Source organism: Staphylococcus durrellii (assembly GCF_015594545.1).
In the GTDB taxonomy this organism is placed as follows: Bacteria; Bacillota; Bacilli; order Staphylococcales; family Staphylococcaceae; genus Staphylococcus; species Staphylococcus durrellii.
The window spans coordinates 1,971,906-1,993,249 of record NZ_JADIIO010000001.1; the positions used below are offsets into that span (position 1 = coordinate 1,971,906).

Genomic DNA, 21,344 nt, shown 5'->3' on the forward strand with positions numbered 1-21,344 from the left:
CTTGATTTTACAGCTTAAATATATTATTCTATTCATCATGTAAATGAATAAACAGAGGTTTCTAGCTGACACCCTCTATAAAAAACTAGACATTAAGACGTCTATCTTTTTTATAGGGATAGACGTCTTTTATGTCTTACAACAGTAGTTACCTTTAAGGAGAGCGAAATTTTAAATGACAGAGCAATTATTAGATAAAAATAAAGCGATTGTAGTGTTTAGCGGAGGTCAAGATAGTACGACATGTTTATTTTGGGCAAAACAACATTTTAACGAAGTTGAATTAGTAACTTTTAAATATGGACAAAGGCATGCTCAAGAAATTGAAGTGGCACAAACTATAGCTAATGAACAACAACTTAAACACCATGTGCTAGATATGTCATTATTATCTCAATTAACACCTAATGCATTAACTGACTCAACGATGGCTATTGAAGCAAATGGTGACGATGTACCCAATACTTTTGTACCTGCCCGGAATTTATTATTTTTATCTTTTGCTGGTGCTTTAGCTTATCAACTTAATGCTAAAAATATAATTACAGGTGTATGTGAAACTGATTTTTCTGGTTATCCAGATTGTCGTGATAGCTTTGTTAAATCAATAAATGTTACTTTGAATTTATCAATGGATAAAACCTTTGTAATTCATACACCATTAATGTGGCTAGATAAAAAAGAGACATGGGCATTAAGTGATGATTTAGGTGTATTAGATTACGTAAGAGAGCGTACATTAACATGCTATAACGGGATTATTGGAGATGGATGTGGCACATGCCCATCCTGTAAATTACGCGCGCGTGGTTTGAACAACTATTTGGCCGATAAAGGAGCGAATAAATAATGTTTCAACAAAACTATCCTCAAGTAAATCATAACTACTTGTTTGAATTAAATAAAGATTTTAATTTTTCAGCTGCGCATTATATTCCAAGTGAAGACGCTGGAAAATGTATGCGCACGCATGGTCACACATATTTTGTCAATTTAACTATAGCAGGCGACACACTTGATCATAATGGCTTTTTAGTAAATTTCAGTGATTTAAAAAAACTTATCCATGGTTCATTTGACCATCAATTGTTAAATGAATTACCTATGTTTAAAGATAAAAGTCCATCAACAGAAATCGTGGCACAAACAATTTATGAAATGGTACAAAATAGTTTAGATAGTCGTTTAAATGAGCCACAATGTCTACAAGTTTATGTTCGTGAAACGCCAACAAGTTATGTTATATATCGTCCGAAGGAGCATAACAATGGCTAAAATTCCAGTTTTAGAAATATTTGGACCCACGATTCAAGGCGAAGGCAGAGTAATCGGCCGCAAAACCATGTTTGTTAGAACGGCTGGCTGTGATTATCGTTGTAGCTGGTGTGATTCAAGCTTCACTTGGGACGGTAGCGCTAAAGAAGATATTCGTATGATGACTGCTGAAGAAATATATGACGAACTTTATCAAATTGGTGGTGAAATGTTTAATCATGTAACTATATCGGGTGGTAATCCTGCCCTAATAAAAGGTATTCAAGAACTTGTTGATTTATTTGAAGGGAAAAATATTTATAGTGCGTTAGAAACACAAGGTAGTAAATTCCAACCTTGGATGACACAAATTGATGATTTAACTATTAGCCCTAAACCACCAAGTTCAAAAATGAAGCCTAATTTATTCATACTAGATGAAGTTATCAAACAATGTAAACACGACACTTTAAATTTAAAAGTAGTCATATTTGATAATGAAGATTATGCGTTTGCTAAAATGATTCATCATCGTTATCCTTCTATACCATTTTATTTACAAGTCGGTAACCCTTATTTAGACGGTGAACATGTATCTCATCATACAGAAAAATTATTATCATTATATGAAAGTCTTGTCACTCGTGTCATGGAAAGTAGTGATATGAACAATGTCTATGTATTACCACAACTGCATACATTGTTGTGGAGTAATAAAAAAGGAGTATAATGCCTAATGTAAGGTACTGGACACTGAAGAAGTAAGCCACTTCACCATAGATTTACATCGTCTTTTTACGACATAGCAACAGTGCGTGCTTGCATATAAAATGTGTTTTTGACTAAAGTTTCAAGCAATATTTAGTCATATTTGTACGAATGTAATTAAGAAATCTTAATTATAAATTGTTTAAATCAAACATTTTTTTAACATCACAATATTTAACAAAAATAAAAGTTTACATTATTTATTGTTATTAAATGCTTAACAAGGCATATATTGATATAATACTGCAATGAACTATTAATGTAAGGAGACCAAAATGCTAATATCTATTATCATCAACATAATAGTTACAGTCGTCATATTAGGATTTGACCTGTATCGCCAGAATTTAAAACAACTTAAGTATAGCTCTATTCTCATTGCAATTACTGTTAATGGTCTTATCAATTTATTTATAAGTGGTGAATATGATTACATTACATTCACATTTGTATTGTCATTAATCATATGGACACTACTACAACTTTACATAAATAATAAAGTTCGAGTCTTATTTATTGAAGATCAAAAATTTATAGCAGTTGTACTTACAATTATTTTAAGCACATCTACTATCCTTACTTATGATACGAGTCACGACTCCTATTATATGTCAGTACCATATCTAGCACCTGCCATCTCTTTAATTGCAGCTATATTGTTATTCTACAGCACTTTTAAACCTAATGAACAAGCACAATTCCGCTTTATAAAACGCGTTAAAAATCCAATACTAGTTGGTCACGTACTTTATATATTATCGTTCGTAGTTATGATGCTTTTAACACCTTATTGGTATGCCTTCATATTAATATATATCATTTTCCTTTTATTTATTTTATGGCAAAAAGTATTTAAAAATTAAAATGATTATATAAATTACTTTAGTGGTATATATAATCATAATTAATTTTTTAAAAAGGAGGCCGATTTGTATGGGCTTTATACTTATGTTAATCGTTGGTGGTTTAATTGGTTGGATTGCTGGCGGGATTTTAGGCAAAGATATTCCTGGAGGTATTTTAGGTAATATCATTGCTGGTATCGTAGGTTCTGCACTAGGTTCATGGTTACTAGGAGATTGGGGTTGGCACTTAGGTGGCATTGCTATCTTCCCAGCACTAATTGGTACAATTATTCTAGTGGCGGTTGTATCATTTATCCTAGGTAAATTACGTAAAAAATAATTACGATGAGAGTTAAAATATCTTTAACTAATGTAAAAATGGCACATTCTATTGAAACAAGATAGAATGTGCCGTTTTTTTTGAACTTTATTCGAAAAATTTATAGCATGACTCATCTTTTGCACTCCCCCGGAAACTTTACTGTTAATTCCTATGAATGGCATAGCACAATTTTTAAATGGCATTGTCGAAACAATACCTAAATGTGAACGCAATGAATACAAACAATTATCTTGGCAGCCACACACCTTATCATTCTAAAATGATGTGTCTTTCTCGAAATCAATTACTTTAGAGTAAATCCTAAAACGGATTATGACGCTACACCGACAGTACAACTAAGTTAATGATGAACTTATTTGTAAGAACCACAAACGAATAAGCTTTAAAAAGTGCGCTTATCGGAATGATAGATATGGATTCAAACGGGACTTTAAGTTATATGAATATGAATGCGAAGATTGTTCGTATTCCCCATTGAAAAATCAATGTATGAAGTTTTACTCGAACGTCGATTCGAGGCATAACCCAAGTTAAACAATAATTATTTTTTCTTAATACTACTGAATATAAGAAGATAGTAGCGCAACGAGCTGCAAAATTTCATAAAATCAAATAAAACGCCAATTTCTATATTATTTCAATAGAAATTGGCGTTTATTTTTAGTCAGAGCTATTTATGCCCTTGACTCTTCTTTGTTAAGGTTGTATCTCAAACTCATTTATTATCAATTGGCGTTTTATCTGTTTGATGTTGAGCATGATCTTCAAAGTTTGGAACATAGTCTGTTCCTATTTCTCCATTGTCTTTAGTTTGTTCATGAATATTAGTCGCTAACACAATGTATTTAGGTCTTTGTTTGACTTCATAATAAATACGTCCAATATATTCACCAATAATGCCAATTGAGATAAGCTGAATACCCCCTAACAGAAGGATCGCCGCTATTGTTGAAAAATAACCTGGTGTATCGACACCTTCAAGTAAAATGCCACAAAAGATATATATTATATACAACATACTAACAAAAGACACGAACAAACCTAAATATATTAATGCTCTTAAAGGTTTATTGTTAAAAGATATAAGCCCGTCAATAGCATAATTTAACAAGTTACTAAACGACCATTTCGATTCGCCTTCTTCTCTCTCAACATTATCGTATGTGAAGACTTGTGTATTATAGCCAATCCACTCATATAATCCTTTAGAGAAACGATTGTACTCCTCAAGTGAAGCAATAGACTTAACAGCTCGATTACTTAACAATCTAAAATCACCGACACCATCTTCTAGATTAATATCTACAAAGTAATTAATTAATTTATAATAACTTCTTGTTAGTAATTTTCGAGGCTTTTTCTCACCTTCACGATTTCGCTTAGCAATGACTTGATCATACCCATCCAAATAGCCTTCTATCATTTTAGGTATAAATTCAGGTGGATGTTGTAAATCTGCATCAATCATTATTACTGCATCACAGTCTGTACTATATTGATAACCAGCGAGCATGGCAGACTCTTTTCCAAAGTTTCTACTAAATGAAACAAATTTAATATGGTAATCTTTATTCGCAACATCCTGTATATAATTTATAGTAGAATCTCTACTACCATCGTCGACAAAAAGTATTTCATAATCATATTGTCGACTCTCACTATCTTGAGATAATACTTCGGTTAATCGCTCATAAGTTTTTAGAATAACTTCACCTTCATTATAACAAGGTACAATGACTCTAATGTTCATAAATGTGCCACCCTCATTCTTTTTTAATTACGTAATCACAATATATACCAGCGTTATAATAAATTATTTAAACGAAACCAAATATTATGTTTGTTCATTTTAGGCTTCACATCAATAATTATAGTTTTTACAAAAGTATAATTATTTTAACAAAAATAAGGACTACTGCTAAATCAAGTTACACTAATAATCCATTCTGTATTTAAATAAAAGCTTTCAAATTATAAATTTATTTTAAAGAACCTATATGAACCTTATCGGGGTTGTTGCCTTGACGTTGGTTTTTATTTAAACTATCGATTTCGGCTATGTCAGTTAATTCTAAATTAAAATCTAAAATATTATAATTTTCTTCAATTCGCGATGGTGTTTTAGACTTTGGAATAACCAACCTGTTATGCGCTAGATGCCACCTCAACACAATTTGAGCAGGGGTTTTATTATATTCTTTTGCAATATTAACTATTGTTGGGTGATCTAACAAACCTTTATTTCTCATTAGAGGCATCCAAGCTGTTACGGCGATATCTTTTTCATCACAATAAGCTTGCAACTCATGTTGATCAAAATAAGGATGTACTTCAATTTGATTCACTGCAGGAACAATTTTAGTTTCCTTCATGAGCGTTTCTAAATGATGTTGTTCAAAGTTGCAAACGCCGATAGCACGTATTTTACCTTCATCATATAATTCTTCCATGGCTCTATAACTTTCTATAAATAGTCCATCCGCTTCACAAGGCCAATGAATTAAATATAAATCTAAATAATCTGTACCTAGATTTTCTAAAGTTTTATAAAAATATGCTTTCGTATTTTCATAACCTTGGAAATCATTCCACAATTTAGATGTAATAAATAAGTCTTCTCTATCTATATCTGAATTACGTAAAGCATTACCTAAAGCTTGCTCATTCCCATAAAAATATGCCGTATCAAAAGCTCTATACCCGGCTTCTAATGCACTATGGACAGCTATCTCCATCTCATCATTTGTTATTTTATAAACGCCTAAACCAATTTTAGGCATTGGGTAACCATTATTTAAATAATATACATCATTGTCCATAGTTATTCTCCTCTCATAGCGATAAAAATAATAAAAATTAATACATTAACTATATTTCCAATTTTCATGAATTTAATCATTACTATTTGAATACAAAGAAGGGAGTGGGACAGAAATCATAATGATTTCGTAGTCCCACCCCCGCATAGATGACTAGAATTGAAAAGCGTTTTTATGAGCGCATTTTTAATTTAGTCAGCCGCTGCGTTTCCTTTGATCTAGGACTCAGACAAACAATTTATAACTGAGCCACATTTACATTAATCTACTTCTGAATCATCGTCATTATCGGCGACGTCAATGCGTTCTTTATTATATTCAATTTTTAATATGACTGAGATAATTTGATGGTTTTCAATTTCTGAAATGATCCAACGGTCAAATTCAGTATCGACATAATCTTTTTGTTGTAAATTAGTATTATGTGCTTGTAACCAACCACCAATCGTATCAATATCTTCAGAATCTTTAAATTCTATGCCGAATTGTTCATTTAAGTCATCTAATAACACACGCCCATTAATTTGATACGTCTTATCGTCTTTTTTTACGATATCATTTACTTCATCATCATCAAATTCATCACGTATTTCTCCGACGATTTCTTCTAAGATATCTTCCATGGTTAGAATGCCTGCAGTACCGCCATATTCATCAATAATTAGACTGATATGAACATGTTCGCGTTGCATTCTAACTAAAGCATCACTAATACGAGTTGTCTCTGAAATCATTGGTAATTCATGTACGAAGTTACTTATTTTAATTGGTTTCCCTGAAGCGTATTCAGTTAAAAACTCTTTAACATTAATAAAGCCTTTGACATGGTCCTTATCACCGTCATCTGTAATTGGATAACGTGTGAACTGATATTCTTTTATTGTTTCTAATAATTCATCTACATTGAAAGGTTCATTCATTGTAATCATTTGGGTTCTTGGCACCATAATATCTTTCGCATGGCGCTCATCGAATGAGAATATATTTTGCATATAAGCCAATTCTGTTTGGTTTATTTCTCCACCGTTGTAACTATTATTTATAATAATTTTGATTTCTTCTTCAGACATCGCATCATTATTTGCATCTGGATTCACACCAAACATACGTATAATTACTCGTGCAGAGCCATTCATTAACCAAATTAGAGGTTTCATTACTACACCAAAATAGTACAGTGGGCGTGAATATACAAGCGCTAAATTTTCAGTATATTGTATAGCTAATGTCTTAGGCGCCAACTCACCTAATACAACGTGCAAATATGTCACGATGATAAATGCAATAATAAATGAAATTGTCGTAGTTAAGGGTTCGGGTAAATGTAATAATTCAAATAAAGGATGCAACAATTTATCAAAAGTCGGTTCTCCTAACCAACCTAATCCAAGTGATGTCACAGTGATACCAAGTTGACAAGCAGACAAGTAATAATCTAAATTACCTATCATTTTTTTTACAACTTTAGCGCTTCCGTTGCCTTCTGCTGCTAATTGTTCGATTCTTGTAGCTCTCACTTTAACTAACGCAAATTCCGATCCTACGAATACCGTGGTCAATGCAATTAAAAGAAAAAATATTACTAAGTTCATTATGGGTATTGTTTCCAATTAACTCCCTATTACTAGGGATTCACCTCCAAATTTTACGTGTCACAACAGGTGACCGTCTTTGTTTTGAATCTATATGATTATTAGTGATTAAGACTAAATCCTTCCCATTGTAACACCTCCCAAAAAAATTGACGTATGAATTTCATTCTATCATATTACAACTGTAAGTTGTAACATTGCGTATTAATTTAATAATCAATATAAATAACAGTATTTATCTGCTTACCTGTTAAATTAATTCATCTACATAGACGCTTAATATATTCACAATTATATAATAAAACGTTACCATCTAATACTTTTTAAATGGTAACGTTTTGACAATAGTCTATTTAAATTTATTATAAATCACATCAGTTGATTATTATTCATTCATAGCTTCTGAAGCTTCTGCCTCTACTTCTGTTACTTTTGGTTTTAACAAGCCGTAAATTATCGCTGCAACCAGAGCTCCTATAATAATTGCAATTAATGATTGCAATGCATGACCAATGTCAGTTGCAAAAATTACGATAATACCACCATGCGGCGCCTGTATTGCTGAACCTAATCCTAAAGCAATTGCACCGGCTACGCCTGATCCTACCATCATTGACGGAATAACTCGTAATGGATCGGCTGCTGCAAATGGTATCGCACCTTCAGTTATAAATGATAATCCCATAACAAAGTTAGGAATAACTGAACCTTTTTGTTCTTTTGTGAATTTTTTACGGAAAATCAACATAGCGAGTGCGATTGCGATTGGAGGCACCATACCACCAATCATGGCTGCCGTGATTGGTGCGCTATTTCCTTCAGTTAGTGCAGCCGTCGCAAATACATATGCAGCTTTGTTGAAAGGACCACCCATGTCAATTGCCATCATTGCTCCAACTACTAATCCAAGTAATACAATATTGGCACCTGACAAACCATTCAATCCATTTAATAGTAAATTATTTAACCATGAAGCTGGCGGGTTAATAACATAAATCATTAACAAACCAGTTATAGTAACCGATAATACCGGATAAATTAAAGTTGGTTTCAAGCCTTCTAAAGATTGAGGTAAACCATTTACTAAACGTTTAACGCCTTGCGTTAAATAACCTGCTAAGAAACCAGCTAAAATACCACCAATAAATCCTGCGTCGCCTGATACTGCTAACATACCACCTACTAAACCAGCGGCGAAACCTGGTTTATCAGCAATACTTCTTGCAATGTAACCTGCTAAAATTGGAATAATTAATGCGAAGGCACTATTTTTACCAATATTCCATAATTGTTCTGCGAAGGCATTATGTTCAGAACTTTTTGGATCAAATGAGTTCGCGCCAAATAAAAACACAATTGCCATTAATATTCCACCAGAAATAACTAAAGGTAGCATATTAGATACACCGCTCATAAGATGTTTATATATCGTTTTGCCTATACCTTGATCGTTGTCCTCAGTTGATTTACTACGTTGTTCCCCTGAAGCAACAAATGGTTTTCTAGATGTGTCTTGTGCTAAATTAATTAACGTTTCTGGACGTTTTATTCCATCGGCTACAGGTACTTCTACTACATTTTTACCGTTAAAGCGGTCAGTTTCAACATGTACGTCAGCGGCTACAATAATACCAGTAGCTTTAGCAATGTCTTCATCGGTAAGCGCGTTTTTTACGCCACCCGAGCCGTTTGTTTCAACTTTAATTTGAATGCCCATTTGTTTAGCTTGCTTTTTCAACGCATCACGAGCCATGTAAGTATGAGCTATCCCCGTAGGACAAGCCGTTACGGCTAATATATAAGGCTCATCACCTGTCACATCATTTGAAGTAGCCGTTTGAGCACCTTGTTGCTCTTCATTTTCTTCTTCAGTAGCCTCATCGTCAGCACGGTCGATAATCTGTTGTACTTCTTCAGGAGATTGAGCTGCTAATAAATCGGCTCTGACCTTATCATCCATTAATATGCCTGATAATTTTGCTAAGGCATCTAAGTGTGTTTGAGCCCCGCCTTCAGGTGCGGCAATCATGAAAAATAAATGCGCCGGTTGCATATCAAGACTTTGATAGTCAACGCCGCTTTGTGATTTACCGAAAGCAATAGCAGGCTTATTGACAGCCGCTACTTTAGCGTGCGGTATTGCTATTCCTTCGCCGATGCCCGTAGTACTTTGTGATTCTCTATCAAATATTGCATTTTTAAAAGCATCATCATCATTCAATATACCCGCTTGATTTAGTTGAGCTACAAGTTCTTCTATAACTCCATTTTTCTCTGTGGCATTTATATCCATTGCTATCGTATCTTTTGTTAATAATTCAGTTATTCTCATATTAATCACTCCCATCAAGTTTACTAATTTCAACTTGTGATTCTATATTTTTAATTGCTTCATTTTGAGCTAAGTCATCGTTGAATGCCGTTGCCGTTCCCGCAGCAACTGCTAATTTAAAGGCTGATTCTATTGAGTAACCAGATGTTAAACCAGCAACCATACCAGCGACTGTACTATCACCTGAACCTACCGTATTAATTACTTTGCCTTTAGGAACAGTAGCTTTGAAACTTTGTTGATTATCTATATAGATTGCTCCTGCTCCCCCAAGTGAAACGATAACTGATTTTGCTCCTTGTGCTAATATCTCACGACCATACTTAACCACTTCTGCATCACTATTAATAGAGACATTAAACATTGCTTCTAGCTCATCTTTATTAGGTTTAATAAATAAAGGGCCATAAGATAGTACGCTTTCAACAAGATGTTTCTCAGCGTCTACAACTAATTGTGCGCCTGTTTCATTAGTTATTTTTGCAATATTTTCATAAATATCATTCCCAATGCTTGTCGGTACACTGCCAGCGACGATTACTATATCCTGTTCGGTTGTCTTTTTGATTTTCCCAAGTAAAGCATCTAATTGTTCTTCAGTAATATGAGGACCTGGCGCATTGATTTCAGTTTCGTTCTCAGTTTTTAATTTCACATTGATACGCGTGTCCTCATCAACAACGATGAAATCGTCAACAATATTACTACTTGAAAGTATAGCTTTGATAAAGTCACCCGGAAATCCACCAACAAACCCCAAAGCTGTCGATGTAATATTTAATGTTTGAAGTACTCTCGAAACATTAATTCCTTTGCCCCCAGCAAATTTCTGTGTTGATGAAGCGCGATTTAAACCATCTATTTGAAAATCCCTAGAGACCATAATATAGTCAATTGATGGATTAAAAGTAACTGTATAAATCATCGTTTTCCTCCTATAACGTTATATTGTTGATTAAATAATTCATAGTTTTCCACTTGCTCAACTTGCTCTGAAGAGATGATTGATACATCTTGGTCAATAGATACATTGGTAAAAAACACTTTATTAAATTTAGAAGTATCTGCTACTACAAATTTATTTAATGCTTGTTTCAATGCATATTTTTTAACAAAAGCCTCTTGATCATCAGGTGTAGTTAAACCATATTTCACATCGATGCCATTAATACCAATAAACGCTTTATCAAAGCGATAGCGACCAAGTGTTTCTATTGCACTAGGACCAACAGTAGCAAAAGTATTAGATTTAACTTGTCCACCTATCGTTATCGTCTTTATGCCATTTTTGATTAATTCTTCAACGTGGGTAAGACCATTCGTCACTACAGTGACTTGATTACTTGTAATAAACGGAATCATTTCTAAAGTAGATGAACCAGCGTCTAAAAACACACAATCGTTATCTTCAATTAACCCTGAAGCAACTTGGGCAATTTCTTTTTTCTCTTGTAGGTTTTGACTACGTTTATCAATAAGATTAGGTTCTATGACAACTGATTGATTCAGTGTAGCGCCGCCATGTAGACGCGTTAATTTACCTAATTGTTGCAGCTTAGACAAATCTCTACGTATCGTTGATGCACTACAACCGATATTGTCGATCAATTCTTGCAGTGATAAAAAATCTTTTTTTGCAAGTTCATTTAAAATTAATTCATGCCGTTTTTCCGTAATCATCTTCCCACCTCATCTCACGATTATTATAATGTATACGTTTTCTTAAAGCAATCATTTTTCATCATTTCCACTCATAAACAATCAAAATTATAGCTGTTTTTGAATGAATTCAATCAAAAACAGCCAATAGCCAAAAAAATCGTAAACTGAATAGTTTACGATTTCATTTATTATTATTCTATAATATCTACAACGTCCGCTTCTACGATGTTTATTAAATCATTGACATTAATTTTAATTTGCACACCTCGTTCTCCACCACTCACATAAATCGACTCAAATGTTAGCGCACTTTCGTCTATGTAAGTCAGAAAATGTTTTTTCATACCTATAGGGGAACAACCACCTCTTATATAACCCGTCACTTGTTTCAGACGTTCAACCGGTAATAGCATTAATTTCTTTTGATGCACACAATTTGCTGCTTGCTTCAAATTCAATGATGCTTTTACAGGAATAATGAATACAAAACATTCATGTCGAGCGTTTTCTAACACTAAAGTTTTATAGACATACTTAACGTCTACCCCAACTGTTTGTGCCACAGTAATACCATCCATATGTTTATGAGTAACTTCGTAACGATTCACCTCATATTCGATGTTAGCTTTTTCTAATATGCGCATCGCATTTGTTTTTTTATGTTTCATCAATCATACCTTCTATTGTCATTATTGATATTATAGTTCAAAGTTTTGCAGCCATACAACTAGCCGTGCAATTCACATTGTCAATTAATCAATATCAAGCGTCTTAATAAACGATTTTAGTTCTTCACTCATTGTTTGATCTTTTAGCGCAAATTCAATCGTAGTTTTAACAAAACCTAATTTCTCTCCAACATCGAAACGATTGCCTTCAAAATCATACGCAAAAACTTGATTATCTTTGTTTAAGCGCTCTATAGCATCTGTTAACTGTATTTCACCTCCAGCACCCTCACCTTGAGTTTCTAAATAATCAAAGATTTCGGGTGTAAGCACGTAACGTCCCATAATAGCTAAGTTAGATGGTGCAGTCCCTTCAGCTGGTTTTTCTACAAATTCTTTAACTTCGTAACGGCGCTCTTGGTGAGCAACAGGATCTATAATGCCATATCTATGCGTTTCATTTTCTGGCACTTCCTGTACGCCAATGACCGACTTTTCTGTTTGTTCATATATATCTATAAGTTGTTTAATTGCTGGTGTATCTGATTCGACGATATCATCGCCTAATAGTACTGCAAATGGTTCATCGCCTATAAATTGACGGGCAGAATAAATGGCATGACCTAAACCTTTTTGTTCTTTCTGTCTCACGTAAAAAATATTCGCCAACTCAGTTGAATATTTCACGCGTTCTAACAAATCATCTTTGCCTTTTTCCTCTAAAATCATTTCTAATTCTTTTTGATTATCAAAATGATCTTCTATAGCTCTCTTATGCTTACCTGTAACAATAATTATGTCTTCGATTCCAGCTTTAGCAGCTTCTTCTACTATGTATTGAATTGTTGGTTTATCTAATATAGGCAACATTTCTTTTGGCATCGCTTTTGTTGCTGGTAGAAATCTTGTACCTAAACCCGCAGCAGGTATGATTGCTTTTTTTATCTTTTTCACAAAGTTCACCCTTTTCATTATATATACATTATTAAACATAGCTTAACATTAATTACTTATTTATTAGTATAAAGAAATTCACACAAATCTACTTAGATTTATGTGAATCGTAACATTTTTTAAAGTTATTGGGCTATTCTCGCGTTGGTAAATTAACTACATTACCTGAATTAGTCACGTTTACTTTGAGTTGTTTATTATTTAATGAATCGATAAATGAATATATTATACCTCTAGTAGTATGTCTTTCATTTTGCAATCTTGCATGTGAAGATAATTGGTCTCGGGCATACATTTGAGCAATGACAGACTTTTCTTGATTAGTAACATTGATATTCTGCTTTTTAGTTTTAACTGGTTTGAAATCCATATCAAAAATTTTAGGACTATTATTAGAATTAACTGTGACTCTACAATATGTGCCTTTTTGTTTTGCATTTTCAAACGTAAAAATATAATAATATTTACCATTAAAACTTTTGTCTATAGCATAGTCATGGTATCGATTATGACTTTGATTATTACTATTTACCATTGATTGGGCTGAGCCTATAGCAGAAGTAAATTGAGGCAAATGTTTGTTTGCTACTTCATCGTTATTAGAAATATTAGTAGTATTTTGCGCAATTGCAATAGACCGCTTCCCATTTCTAGGATTATTTAGACCTTTAGGTTGAATGGCAGCATCAATTGTATTGTAGTTTGAAAACATACTTTCCACTTTATTAACAACAATATTTTTGACATGGGGTTTACTACATATAAATTCATGTACTTTAATTAGTGCGTATTGATTAGTAGCAATAAATAATAGGAAGGCTAAAAAGCATGCTAGTAAAAATGTTACCAGCCCTAGCATTATGTTTTTCATAAATTACCTCCCCAATTACTCTATTACTTTAATAAATAGTAACATAAATAATAGCGTAAAAAGGTTAAGTGTAGCGCAATTTAAAAAGAATGTAATGTATATAACATATTTATTACGAATCCAAAAAATTACTATAACAAAATTGTCACAAAACCACGATTTTAAATACTTTAATAACCAATAAACCACACTTTTTTTAGATAAAAGTGTGGTTTACTCACAGGTTTAAAGTTATTTTTAGACTTTAAGATTAAGCGTTTTTTCGTTTCCTTCTCAAAGTTTTTTCGATGAAAATTACAAGTACACCTAGTATCATTACAACTATAGACATATATAATGGGAACTCAAAATTAACATCAAATAACGAGCCTGCCACTAACGGACCTACAAAGTTTCCCATACTCGTAAAAGTAGAGTTTAAACCACCAGCAAATCCTTGGCGATCACCCGCAATATTAGAAAAATAATTCGTAATTGCTGGACGAATCATATCAAATCCTATAAAAACGATAAAACTCACTATCATGATTCCCCAATAACTTTGCGTTATCGTCAAACCAATTAAAATTACTGCTGAATATATCAGCGCATAAGTTATGAAATTTAGTTCGCTGAAATATTTCATAAATTTATCGAAGAAAAAGACTTGGAATACTGCGCCTGCAATACCACCACCTGTAATTGCTATTGAAATATCTAAAGGTGAATAATGTGCTTTGTCTGCAGTGTATAATGGAAACAGCGTCTCAAATGAAGACAATCCAAATGCCAATACAAGCGTAAGTATGATTGGCGTTAAAAATACTTTCCAGTTTATTTTGCTTAACATCTCTGGTTGATAGTTCGTAAAACCAGCCGTTGTCGTCTTTTTAGGATTATGAATAAGTATAATAGATAAAATTAGGGCGAGGATACCACTAAATCCTGCAACGAAGAACGGTAATCTATGTGAGAATTCAGCTAAAAATCCACCTAATCCCGGTCCTAAAATAAAGCCTGAATTAATAATTGCGGACATGTAGCCAAAGTTTTTGGCCTTATCACCAGATGGAGATATATCTGCTATTAATCCTGTAACACCTGGCATTACCATACCAGCACTGAAACCACCTAAAATTCTCGACACTATTAATAAAGTAAAAGAATGACTAATTGCGAATAAAAATTCTGAAATAGCGAAGAGTAACAGCCCAATGCATATTATTAACTTCTTACCAAGTTTATCAGCTAATGTTCCACCAAAAGGTGATATAAACATTTGTGCTAAAGCAAAGACAGCTACTAAAATTCCTAAATCGCTACCTTTTAAACCTAAATCCTTCAAATATACAGGTAATACAGGAACTATTAAGCCTATACCTAAAAAAACAAGAAAAATATTAAAATATAAGACATAAAACTGTTTATTCATAATTCACTCTCCCCACTATAAAATATAAAGTCACTTAACTGGTTAATTCACAAAAGAATTAAAATGATTAATTTGTACAATATTACAACATTCTATTACAACTTCCATAATGAACACAATAGTTAAAATAAACTTTTTTAGCGTTATGAACAAATCAACTCGGGGTATTTAGTAATTATACAGAAATATACAAATAGGTGGGAGTTATATGAACTATAAAGTTTACGGACAAACTATTGTATTAGTTTTAGAACAAGGTGAAGATATTGTTGAACAAGTTACAATAATCGCACAACAACAAAATGGTAAATTTGGTACTGTAAGTGGCATTGGTGCTTGCCAAGGCGTAGAACTAAATTTTTATAATCTTGAAACTCAAACATACGAAAAAAGAGCAGTCCAAGAGCCACTTGAATTAATTAGCTTACTCGGTAACATCTCGCATATTGACGATACGCCATTCGCGCATCTTCATGCCACGTTTGGTACCAATCAATACCAAACGTTAAGTGGTCATTTGACCAAGGCCGTCGTATCCGCCACAGCTGAAATTGTGATTACTATGACAGAATTAGATATCAATCGCAAACACAGTAGCCAAATTGGTTTGAATTTATTAGATTTATCAACTAAATGATAAGTCATTACTTTGCACTTTTACAGGGGTGAAATCATGAAACTACTAGGTTTCACTCCTGTTTTAGTATGTTTTGATTTTCTAGGTCATTACTAACAGTAATAATATGCCATAGAAAAAACGCTAAACTTTTTTATCGATGAGTTCATGTGCATAATAAATACGTGTTCATCGTGGTAAGATAAAGGAAGCTTCCTATTTTCATTCCTTTTCTATTGATTATAAAAATCAAAACGTGTATTATTAAACCTCATATTCTCAAATTCACTTTGTATTATTATGAGTATAAAATAGCAGTTTTAATAAGGAAGGTAAGTCTTATGAACTTTAAATATAAAGTAAGATATATAGCACGTATTGTATTTCTGTTGCTTATTGTAATTTCTATCTTAAAAAATAATGTATATGGTTTTATGACACTAAACCTCTTTTTGGCATATATACCTTTAGAACTATGCCTATTACTTAAATTATTTAAGCCCAAACGAAAATTTGAATGGCCATTATTTATAATTTTTTCGCTTATTTTTGTCTTTATGGTTCCCAATACATTTTATATGATTACAGATTTAATTCATTTAAATCAATTTGCATTTAACTTTTACGCTGGACTAAATATTGTTGAGTGGAAATACTTTGCGTACCTAGTAGCAGCAGTGTTTTTCTCCTTATATTGTTTATTGCTCATATTCCTCGAAATGAGCACTTTCACGCATTATATGTGGTTAAATCGTGTCATTATCCTAATTATGATGTTTTTAAATGGCCTAGGCATTTATATGGGTAGATTTTTACGTGTCCATTCTGTTTATTTAATCAATGAACCATTACGTATATTTAGAGAAGTATTTGTGGCTATCTTTAATATTGATACTATTATATTTGTATTGTTGATGGTGGCCTTGCAATTATTACTTGTGCTGTTTATGAAAGGAGTTCGTATCGCGAAATGATCACAAAAATTATTATTTTAATAACTATCATTATCTTACTCCAACTCATTATTGGCCATTTTCTACATGAAGTAGGTTTTTCAATATTTCATAGCATAATTTTAATGGTTTTTCCATTAGGCATTGCCCTATTTTTTCTACAGTTGTTTTATTATGAACAGCGCTACCCAGAATGGTCAGTACCTTTAAAAGTTAAATTAAGATTGAAGTATATGTATATTATTACTTTCTTTGAATATGTAGCCGTTTACATTTGCTTATTTTAAATAATAAAACAGTTTTGGGACATCGGTCTCAAACTAATAACCCTTAATGATTTAAAATCATTAAGGGTTAATTTTTTATATTCAAAATTACGTATTGTATGGTTTGCTTTTGTAACAATCACGACAGTATTTCGCTTTATACTCGCGTGACGGTTCAAGCATTAAATTAAATCTAGCTAGAATTCGTATACTTCTTAATGGTCCTAAATCAAAAAATTCAACGAGTTGCATAATTTTATAAGAACAAAGCAAACGTCAATTGCTATATTATTTCGATAGCAATTGACGTCTATACATTAGTCAAAGATATTTTAAGTCACAAAGTTGATTTTAACTTCACACTAAATTTAATATTTTAATGACGCTATAATTACTTTTGTCGTATTCTTTTTAACCATTTGAATAGTATATATATAACAAGAATCAATAATAAAACATAAATAATTTTAGAATAAATATCCATGTAGTTTACAATTAGGTGCCAATTCCCACCTACAGTTTGCCCAAGATATATCAAAATGATATTCCATATCAGTGTACCAAGTGTCGTAAATAAAATAAAAAGCCATATATTCATTTTTGTAATGCCAGCGGGAATAGAAATAAGACTACGTATCAAAGGAATAAACCTACAAAAGAAAATAGTCCAATATCCGTAACGCTCAAACCAATTAAAAGTTTTAGCTAAATCTTCCGCATTTACACGTAAAAATTTACCGTACTTTTGTACTAACTTAAATAATTTATCTTCCCCTATCCAAACACCTATACCATATAATACAATCGCGCCAATAACCGAACCGATTGTAGACGTTATAACGACACCAATGAAATTTATATCAGATTTCGTTGTCATAAATCCGCCAAAGGTTAAAATAATTTCAGACGGTATAGGCGGGAAAATATTTTCTAAAAATATTAACCACGCAATACCAAAGTAACCATATTGTTCCATAAAATGAATAATCCATTTTTCCATTCATTTTCTCCTAATAACTAATTTTTTAGAATAAATTATTAACTGAACCATATAGGTATATTAGCGTACCAAATATACCGCCTGTTAATATTGTTAAAATTAATGACTGCAACATTGTCCGTTTGTAATGTTTAACGAATGACACGAATAACAATCCGCCATTATATAAGAAAAACAAACCAAATAATGCTAGAAATACATTAATATCGGGATATGCAATATTTAATAACAATATCACTATAGCGAAACCTAAAAAGGGAAAATTTATTAGGTTTCGTTGGAATCTTGCTTCTTTCTCTTGATGTTGATCGTTCTTTTGACTCATTTGCTATTTCTCCTTTTAATTATGGAATATCATGACCAAGTGATGCAGTATAAATATCAAACCATTCTTGATCTGTAAGTGTAATATTAAATCCTGCCAACGCATCATCAATACGGCTAATTTGATGCGTACCTAACACAGGCATAACTTGAGCAGGGTGCTTATTAAGCCATGCCATAATGATTCCAGAAGCCGTAACTTGGTATTTTTGTGCTAAAGGCTCAATTATATTCATAATTCTTTGTGCCTTTGCATCTTCTGAGCTAAATAGTTTGCCTCCAGCAAGTGGACTCCATGCCATGACTTTGACCTCATCTTTATACATATGATTAATAGTACCATCATCAAGTGCATCAAGCGTATATGGTGATAATTCTAATTGATTTAACGTGATATGTAATTTGTCACATACCAAATTATTATTCAATAAATCATATTGAGATTTATTAAAATTAGACACTCCAAATGACTTAACTTTTCCAGCTGTCACTAATTCTTTCAATGCTTCAGTGATTTCATTAGGATCCATTAATGGAGATGGGCGATGGATAAGTAAAGAATCAAGATAGTCGACATTTAACTCTGTCAACGATCTATTAACTGACCGTTCAATATGTGCTTTCGTATGATCATAGCGATGTCCATTCGTCCATGACAGTTCGTCAGAAGGTAACACAATGCCACATTTAGACACTATTTCCAACTTTTCTCTAAGTTTGGGAGATAGTTTTAATGCTTCACCGAATATTCCCTCACATGTGTAGTCACCATAAATATCTGCGTGATCCATAGTAGTAATACCTCTATCAACTAATTCATGTAAATATTTATTTAGTTGTTGTGATGACCATTCCCATGTGTGGGTGCGCCAAAATCCTTGTATCATTTTTGAAAAAGAAACGTGCTGATTAATTGTAACCTTGTCCATCTATAACACATCCTTAATAACGTTTTGTTGATTACGTAAATTGTAACATGTCTAACTTATTTTTTATTCTCTCAACATCTAAATGTTCACCAATAATAACAATTGTTAAATTTTTATCACATTCTACTGGTTGATAGTTTGGCATACCGTGAGCATATTGAAATTCATAAATGACATTCGGCTCATCGCGAAACATTACATATCCTTTCAGTCTTAAAACATTTTCTGGCAGTCGTAAAATAAATTGATAAAACAGACGTCTATCGATTGCGGAGGTAAAGGTATAATTTAACGAATTAATATTATGGTGGTCTCCATGAGAATGTTCTAGTTGCAAATCCTTTTGATTAACCGATCTTATTTGGTCATTAGAAACACGCCCATATGTAGTATAAAAAATAGTCGCTTTATCGTTTATAATATTTAATTCCGTTAACTTTTCTCGCTCCCCTTCAGTTATTAAGTCCATTTTATTCACTAACAATAAACTGCATACACTTAATTGTTCTTCCATAAGTTTCTTAGTCTGAGGTGTGTAGCGCTCTCTATCTATAAAAGTAGTTGCGTCAACTACACCAATAATAAACGGTTGAGCAACTTCATCGATAATTTCGGGGTCTTGGCAAGCGGCTATAATTTCAATTGGATGTGCGATACCAGTAGCTTCTATAACAATGTGATCATATTCGTTTTTAGCAATGACTTGTTTTAATTGTACCAATAAATCTTGTTTTAGATCACAACATACGCAACCATTCAGCATTGGAATGACTGGTACTTCTTTTGAAAATTGATTATTCACATCGAAATTACCAACTTCATTAACAACAATTTGAGGATTTTCCTCCCTTTTTAATAAATTTTGTATATAATTATTAAGAAATGTTGTTTTTCCGCTGCCAAGAAAACCAGTCACAATAGTTACCGCAAGCTTTTGTTCCTTAAAATAATTCATAAAAATCACTCATTTCAAAATTTATTGTTTGCATAAAAAATAATTTAAAACTATAATTAACCTTTTACTTGATAAAATATTAAATATCTTCTACACTTTAATCACACTTAATATTTTAGCATGGCAAAGTACAAAAGTGTGTTTGCAAATGGAATCTATACAACATAGACGGATATAATTCCGATGCACAGAGAAAATACGGATTAGGATGTCTGGAGGAGAACTTAATGTCTGAGCAACTAAATTTAAAGGAGCAATTATGTTTCAGTTTATACAATGCACAAAGACTAGTAAATCGCTACTATTCAAATAATGTCTTTAAAAAGTATAAACTTACTTATCCACAATTTTTAGTTTTAACTATCTTGTGGGCAGAATCACCAGTTAATGTTAAAAAGGTTGTTACCGAATTAGCATTAGATACAGGGACTGTTTCACCATTATTAAAACGTATGGAACAGGTCGATTTAATTAAGCGAGAAAGATCAGAAGTCGATCAACGCGAAGTGTTTATTCATTTGACAGATAAAAGTGAAGGAATTCGTCCTGAATTGGAAACTGCATGTCAAGACGTTGCAGTAGCATCTTCACTTGATTCAAATGAAGCCGCTGAACTAAATAGATTACTTGGCAAAGTTATAAATGCCTTTACTGAATACGAAAATGAGTAACATGGATACATGCTAAAATATCGTAGAAGTTATTAAAATTGACATCAATAAATTTAAATAAAGAGGTTAAACAATAAATTGTTTAACCTCTTTATTTGTATATCAGCAATT

23 protein-coding genes are annotated in these 21,344 nt (G+C 32.5%); 9 read left to right on the forward strand and 14 right to left on the reverse strand.

Annotated elements, in window-relative coordinates; all coding sequences use genetic code 11:
- Positions 1-175: 175 nt before the first annotated feature.
- The 5 genes from queC to ISP02_RS09495 all read left to right on the forward strand — a co-directional run bounded on the left by queC (position 176) and on the right by ISP02_RS09495 (position 3,207).
- Positions 176-850, forward strand: coding sequence for a 7-cyano-7-deazaguanine synthase QueC (gene queC, locus ISP02_RS09475; RefSeq protein ID WP_195721322.1), 675 nt, complete (start codon positions 176-178; stop codon positions 848-850).
- Complete coding sequence (gene queD, locus ISP02_RS09480; protein WP_195721323.1) at positions 850-1,275, forward strand: 6-carboxytetrahydropterin synthase QueD; 426 nt, start codon at positions 850-852, stop codon at positions 1,273-1,275. The genes queC and queD overlap by 1 nt, the downstream gene beginning before the upstream one ends.
- Entirely contained in the window at positions 1,268-1,984 is a 717-nt protein-coding gene (queE, locus tag ISP02_RS09485; RefSeq protein WP_195721324.1) for a 7-carboxy-7-deazaguanine synthase QueE, read from the forward strand. The genes queD and queE overlap by 8 nt, the downstream gene beginning before the upstream one ends.
- 313 nt (positions 1,985-2,297) lie before the next feature.
- A complete protein-coding gene (locus ISP02_RS09490; RefSeq protein ID WP_195721325.1) occupies positions 2,298-2,885 on the forward strand; it encodes a hypothetical protein in 588 nt (195 codons plus the stop codon).
- A gap of 70 nt (positions 2,886-2,955) precedes the next feature.
- Positions 2,956-3,207, forward strand: coding sequence for a GlsB/YeaQ/YmgE family stress response membrane protein (locus ISP02_RS09495; RefSeq protein WP_195721326.1), 252 nt, complete (start codon positions 2,956-2,958; stop codon positions 3,205-3,207).
- 718 nt (positions 3,208-3,925) lie between these two features.
- Here the strand turns inward: ISP02_RS09495 and ISP02_RS09500 are convergent.
- The 10 genes from ISP02_RS09500 to norA all read right to left on the reverse strand — a co-directional run bounded on the left by ISP02_RS09500 (position 3,926) and on the right by norA (position 15,519).
- Positions 3,926-4,960 (reverse strand): glycosyltransferase family 2 protein, encoded by a 1,035-nt coding sequence (locus ISP02_RS09500; protein ID WP_195721327.1) that lies wholly within the window; start codon positions 4,958-4,960, stop codon positions 3,926-3,928.
- A gap of 229 nt (positions 4,961-5,189) precedes the next feature.
- Entirely contained in the window at positions 5,190-6,029 is an 840-nt protein-coding gene (locus ISP02_RS09505; protein ID WP_195721328.1) for an aldo/keto reductase, read from the reverse strand.
- A 260-nt stretch (positions 6,030-6,289) separates the two neighbouring features.
- Complete coding sequence (locus ISP02_RS09510) at positions 6,290-7,621, reverse strand: hemolysin family protein (protein WP_408020133.1); 1,332 nt, start codon at positions 7,619-7,621, stop codon at positions 6,290-6,292.
- Between the two features lie 385 nt (positions 7,622-8,006).
- Positions 8,007-9,953 carry a PTS fructose transporter subunit IIABC gene (locus ISP02_RS09515; protein WP_195721330.1) on the reverse strand — a complete coding sequence of 649 codons (1,947 nt, stop codon included), beginning with the start codon at positions 9,951-9,953 and terminating at the stop codon, positions 8,007-8,009.
- Position 9,954: 1 nt separating this feature from the next.
- Complete coding sequence (gene pfkB / locus ISP02_RS09520; protein ID WP_195721331.1) at positions 9,955-10,878, reverse strand: 1-phosphofructokinase; 924 nt, start codon at positions 10,876-10,878, stop codon at positions 9,955-9,957.
- The gene (locus ISP02_RS09525) at positions 10,875-11,633 is read right to left on the reverse strand and encodes a DeoR/GlpR family DNA-binding transcription regulator (protein ID WP_195721332.1); all 759 of its coding nucleotides are present in this window, start codon (positions 11,631-11,633) and stop codon (positions 10,875-10,877) included. Before ISP02_RS09525 ends, pfkB begins: the two co-directional genes overlap by 4 nt.
- 173 nt (positions 11,634-11,806) lie before the next feature.
- On the reverse strand, positions 11,807-12,283 hold the full coding sequence (gene ybaK / locus ISP02_RS09530; protein WP_195721333.1) for a Cys-tRNA(Pro) deacylase: 477 nt from the start codon (positions 12,281-12,283) through the stop codon (positions 11,807-11,809).
- 84 nt (positions 12,284-12,367) lie between these two features.
- Positions 12,368-13,237 (reverse strand): UTP--glucose-1-phosphate uridylyltransferase GalU, encoded by an 870-nt coding sequence (gene galU / locus ISP02_RS09535; RefSeq protein ID WP_195721334.1) that lies wholly within the window; start codon positions 13,235-13,237, stop codon positions 12,368-12,370.
- A gap of 133 nt (positions 13,238-13,370) precedes the next feature.
- Positions 13,371-14,108 (reverse strand): hypothetical protein, encoded by a 738-nt coding sequence (locus tag ISP02_RS09540; protein WP_195721335.1) that lies wholly within the window; start codon positions 14,106-14,108, stop codon positions 13,371-13,373.
- Positions 14,109-14,358: 250 nt separating this feature from the next.
- Positions 14,359-15,519 carry a multidrug efflux MFS transporter NorA gene (gene norA, locus ISP02_RS09545; protein WP_195721336.1) on the reverse strand — a complete coding sequence of 387 codons (1,161 nt, stop codon included), beginning with the start codon at positions 15,517-15,519 and terminating at the stop codon, positions 14,359-14,361.
- 208 nt (positions 15,520-15,727) lie between these two features.
- On the opposite strand from norA, the gene ISP02_RS09550 reads away from it, so the two are divergent.
- The 3 genes from ISP02_RS09550 (at position 15,728) to ISP02_RS09560 (ending at position 17,375) form a co-directional block, all read left to right on the forward strand.
- A complete protein-coding gene (locus ISP02_RS09550; RefSeq protein WP_195721337.1) occupies positions 15,728-16,156 on the forward strand; it encodes a PPC domain-containing DNA-binding protein in 429 nt (142 codons plus the stop codon).
- Between the two features lie 320 nt (positions 16,157-16,476).
- Entirely contained in the window at positions 16,477-17,109 is a 633-nt protein-coding gene (locus ISP02_RS09555; RefSeq protein WP_195721338.1) for a DUF1361 domain-containing protein, read from the forward strand.
- Positions 17,106-17,375: a hypothetical protein gene (locus ISP02_RS09560; RefSeq protein ID WP_195721339.1), complete on the forward strand. Its 270-nt coding sequence runs from the start codon at positions 17,106-17,108 to the stop codon at positions 17,373-17,375. The genes ISP02_RS09555 and ISP02_RS09560 overlap by 4 nt, the downstream gene beginning before the upstream one ends.
- A 370-nt stretch (positions 17,376-17,745) precedes the next feature.
- Here the strand turns inward: ISP02_RS09560 and ISP02_RS09565 are convergent, their stop codons facing one another.
- The 4 genes from ISP02_RS09565 to ISP02_RS09580 are packed head-to-tail and all read right to left on the reverse strand — an operon-like array spanning position 17,746 to position 20,562.
- Entirely contained in the window at positions 17,746-18,354 is a 609-nt protein-coding gene (locus tag ISP02_RS09565; protein ID WP_195721340.1) for a DedA family protein, read from the reverse strand.
- Positions 18,355-18,379: 25 nt separating this feature from the next.
- Positions 18,380-18,679: a hypothetical protein gene (locus ISP02_RS09570; RefSeq protein WP_195721341.1), complete on the reverse strand. Its 300-nt coding sequence runs from the start codon at positions 18,677-18,679 to the stop codon at positions 18,380-18,382.
- Positions 18,680-18,698: 19 nt separating this feature from the next.
- Positions 18,699-19,607, reverse strand: coding sequence for an aldo/keto reductase (locus ISP02_RS09575; RefSeq protein ID WP_195721342.1), 909 nt, complete (start codon positions 19,605-19,607; stop codon positions 18,699-18,701).
- A 31-nt stretch (positions 19,608-19,638) separates the two neighbouring features.
- The gene (locus tag ISP02_RS09580) at positions 19,639-20,562 is read right to left on the reverse strand and encodes a CobW family GTP-binding protein (protein ID WP_195721343.1); all 924 of its coding nucleotides are present in this window, start codon (positions 20,560-20,562) and stop codon (positions 19,639-19,641) included.
- A gap of 227 nt (positions 20,563-20,789) precedes the next feature.
- Between ISP02_RS09580 and ISP02_RS09585 the strand changes: the two genes are divergently transcribed.
- A complete protein-coding gene (locus tag ISP02_RS09585) occupies positions 20,790-21,233 on the forward strand; it encodes a MarR family winged helix-turn-helix transcriptional regulator (protein WP_195721344.1) in 444 nt (147 codons plus the stop codon).
- The last annotated feature ends 111 nt before the right edge of the window (positions 21,234-21,344 follow it).

Excerpts from the sequence above, each read along its gene's own strand:
- queC (WP_195721322.1), top strand. The coding sequence starts at position 176 with ATGACAGAGCAATTATTAGATAAAAATAAAGCGATTGTAGTGTTTAGC.
- queD (WP_195721323.1), top strand. The coding sequence starts at position 850 with ATGTTTCAACAAAACTATCCTCAAGTAAATCATAACTACTTGTTTGAA.
- queE (WP_195721324.1), top strand. The coding sequence starts at position 1,268 with ATGGCTAAAATTCCAGTTTTAGAAATATTTGGACCCACGATTCAAGGC.
- ISP02_RS09490 (WP_195721325.1), top strand. The coding sequence starts at position 2,298 with ATGCTAATATCTATTATCATCAACATAATAGTTACAGTCGTCATATTA.
- ISP02_RS09495 (WP_195721326.1), top strand. The coding sequence starts at position 2,956 with ATGGGCTTTATACTTATGTTAATCGTTGGTGGTTTAATTGGTTGGATT.
- ISP02_RS09500 (WP_195721327.1), bottom strand. The coding sequence starts at position 4,960 with ATGAACATTAGAGTCATTGTACCTTGTTATAATGAAGGTGAAGTTATT.
- ISP02_RS09505 (WP_195721328.1), bottom strand. The coding sequence starts at position 6,029 with ATGGACAATGATGTATATTATTTAAATAATGGTTACCCAATGCCTAAA.
- ISP02_RS09510 (WP_408020133.1), bottom strand. The coding sequence starts at position 7,621 with ATGAACTTAGTAATATTTTTTCTTTTAATTGCATTGACCACGGTATTC.
- ISP02_RS09515 (WP_195721330.1), bottom strand. The coding sequence starts at position 9,953 with ATGAGAATAACTGAATTATTAACAAAAGATACGATAGCAATGGATATA.
- pfkB (WP_195721331.1), bottom strand. The coding sequence starts at position 10,878 with ATGATTTATACAGTTACTTTTAATCCATCAATTGACTATATTATGGTC.
- ISP02_RS09525 (WP_195721332.1), bottom strand. The coding sequence starts at position 11,633 with ATGATTACGGAAAAACGGCATGAATTAATTTTAAATGAACTTGCAAAA.
- ybaK (WP_195721333.1), bottom strand. The coding sequence starts at position 12,283 with ATGAAACATAAAAAAACAAATGCGATGCGCATATTAGAAAAAGCTAAC.
- ISP02_RS09540 (WP_195721335.1), bottom strand. The coding sequence starts at position 14,108 with ATGAAAAACATAATGCTAGGGCTGGTAACATTTTTACTAGCATGCTTT.
- norA (WP_195721336.1), bottom strand. The coding sequence starts at position 15,519 with ATGAATAAACAGTTTTATGTCTTATATTTTAATATTTTTCTTGTTTTT.
- ISP02_RS09550 (WP_195721337.1), top strand. The coding sequence starts at position 15,728 with ATGAACTATAAAGTTTACGGACAAACTATTGTATTAGTTTTAGAACAA.
- ISP02_RS09555 (WP_195721338.1), top strand. The coding sequence starts at position 16,477 with ATGAACTTTAAATATAAAGTAAGATATATAGCACGTATTGTATTTCTG.
- ISP02_RS09560 (WP_195721339.1), top strand. The coding sequence starts at position 17,106 with ATGATCACAAAAATTATTATTTTAATAACTATCATTATCTTACTCCAA.
- ISP02_RS09565 (WP_195721340.1), bottom strand. The coding sequence starts at position 18,354 with ATGGAAAAATGGATTATTCATTTTATGGAACAATATGGTTACTTTGGT.
- ISP02_RS09570 (WP_195721341.1), bottom strand. The coding sequence starts at position 18,679 with ATGAGTCAAAAGAACGATCAACATCAAGAGAAAGAAGCAAGATTCCAA.
- ISP02_RS09575 (WP_195721342.1), bottom strand. The coding sequence starts at position 19,607 with ATGGACAAGGTTACAATTAATCAGCACGTTTCTTTTTCAAAAATGATA.
- ISP02_RS09580 (WP_195721343.1), bottom strand. The coding sequence starts at position 20,562 with ATGAATTATTTTAAGGAACAAAAGCTTGCGGTAACTATTGTGACTGGT.
- ISP02_RS09585 (WP_195721344.1), top strand. The coding sequence starts at position 20,790 with ATGTCTGAGCAACTAAATTTAAAGGAGCAATTATGTTTCAGTTTATAC.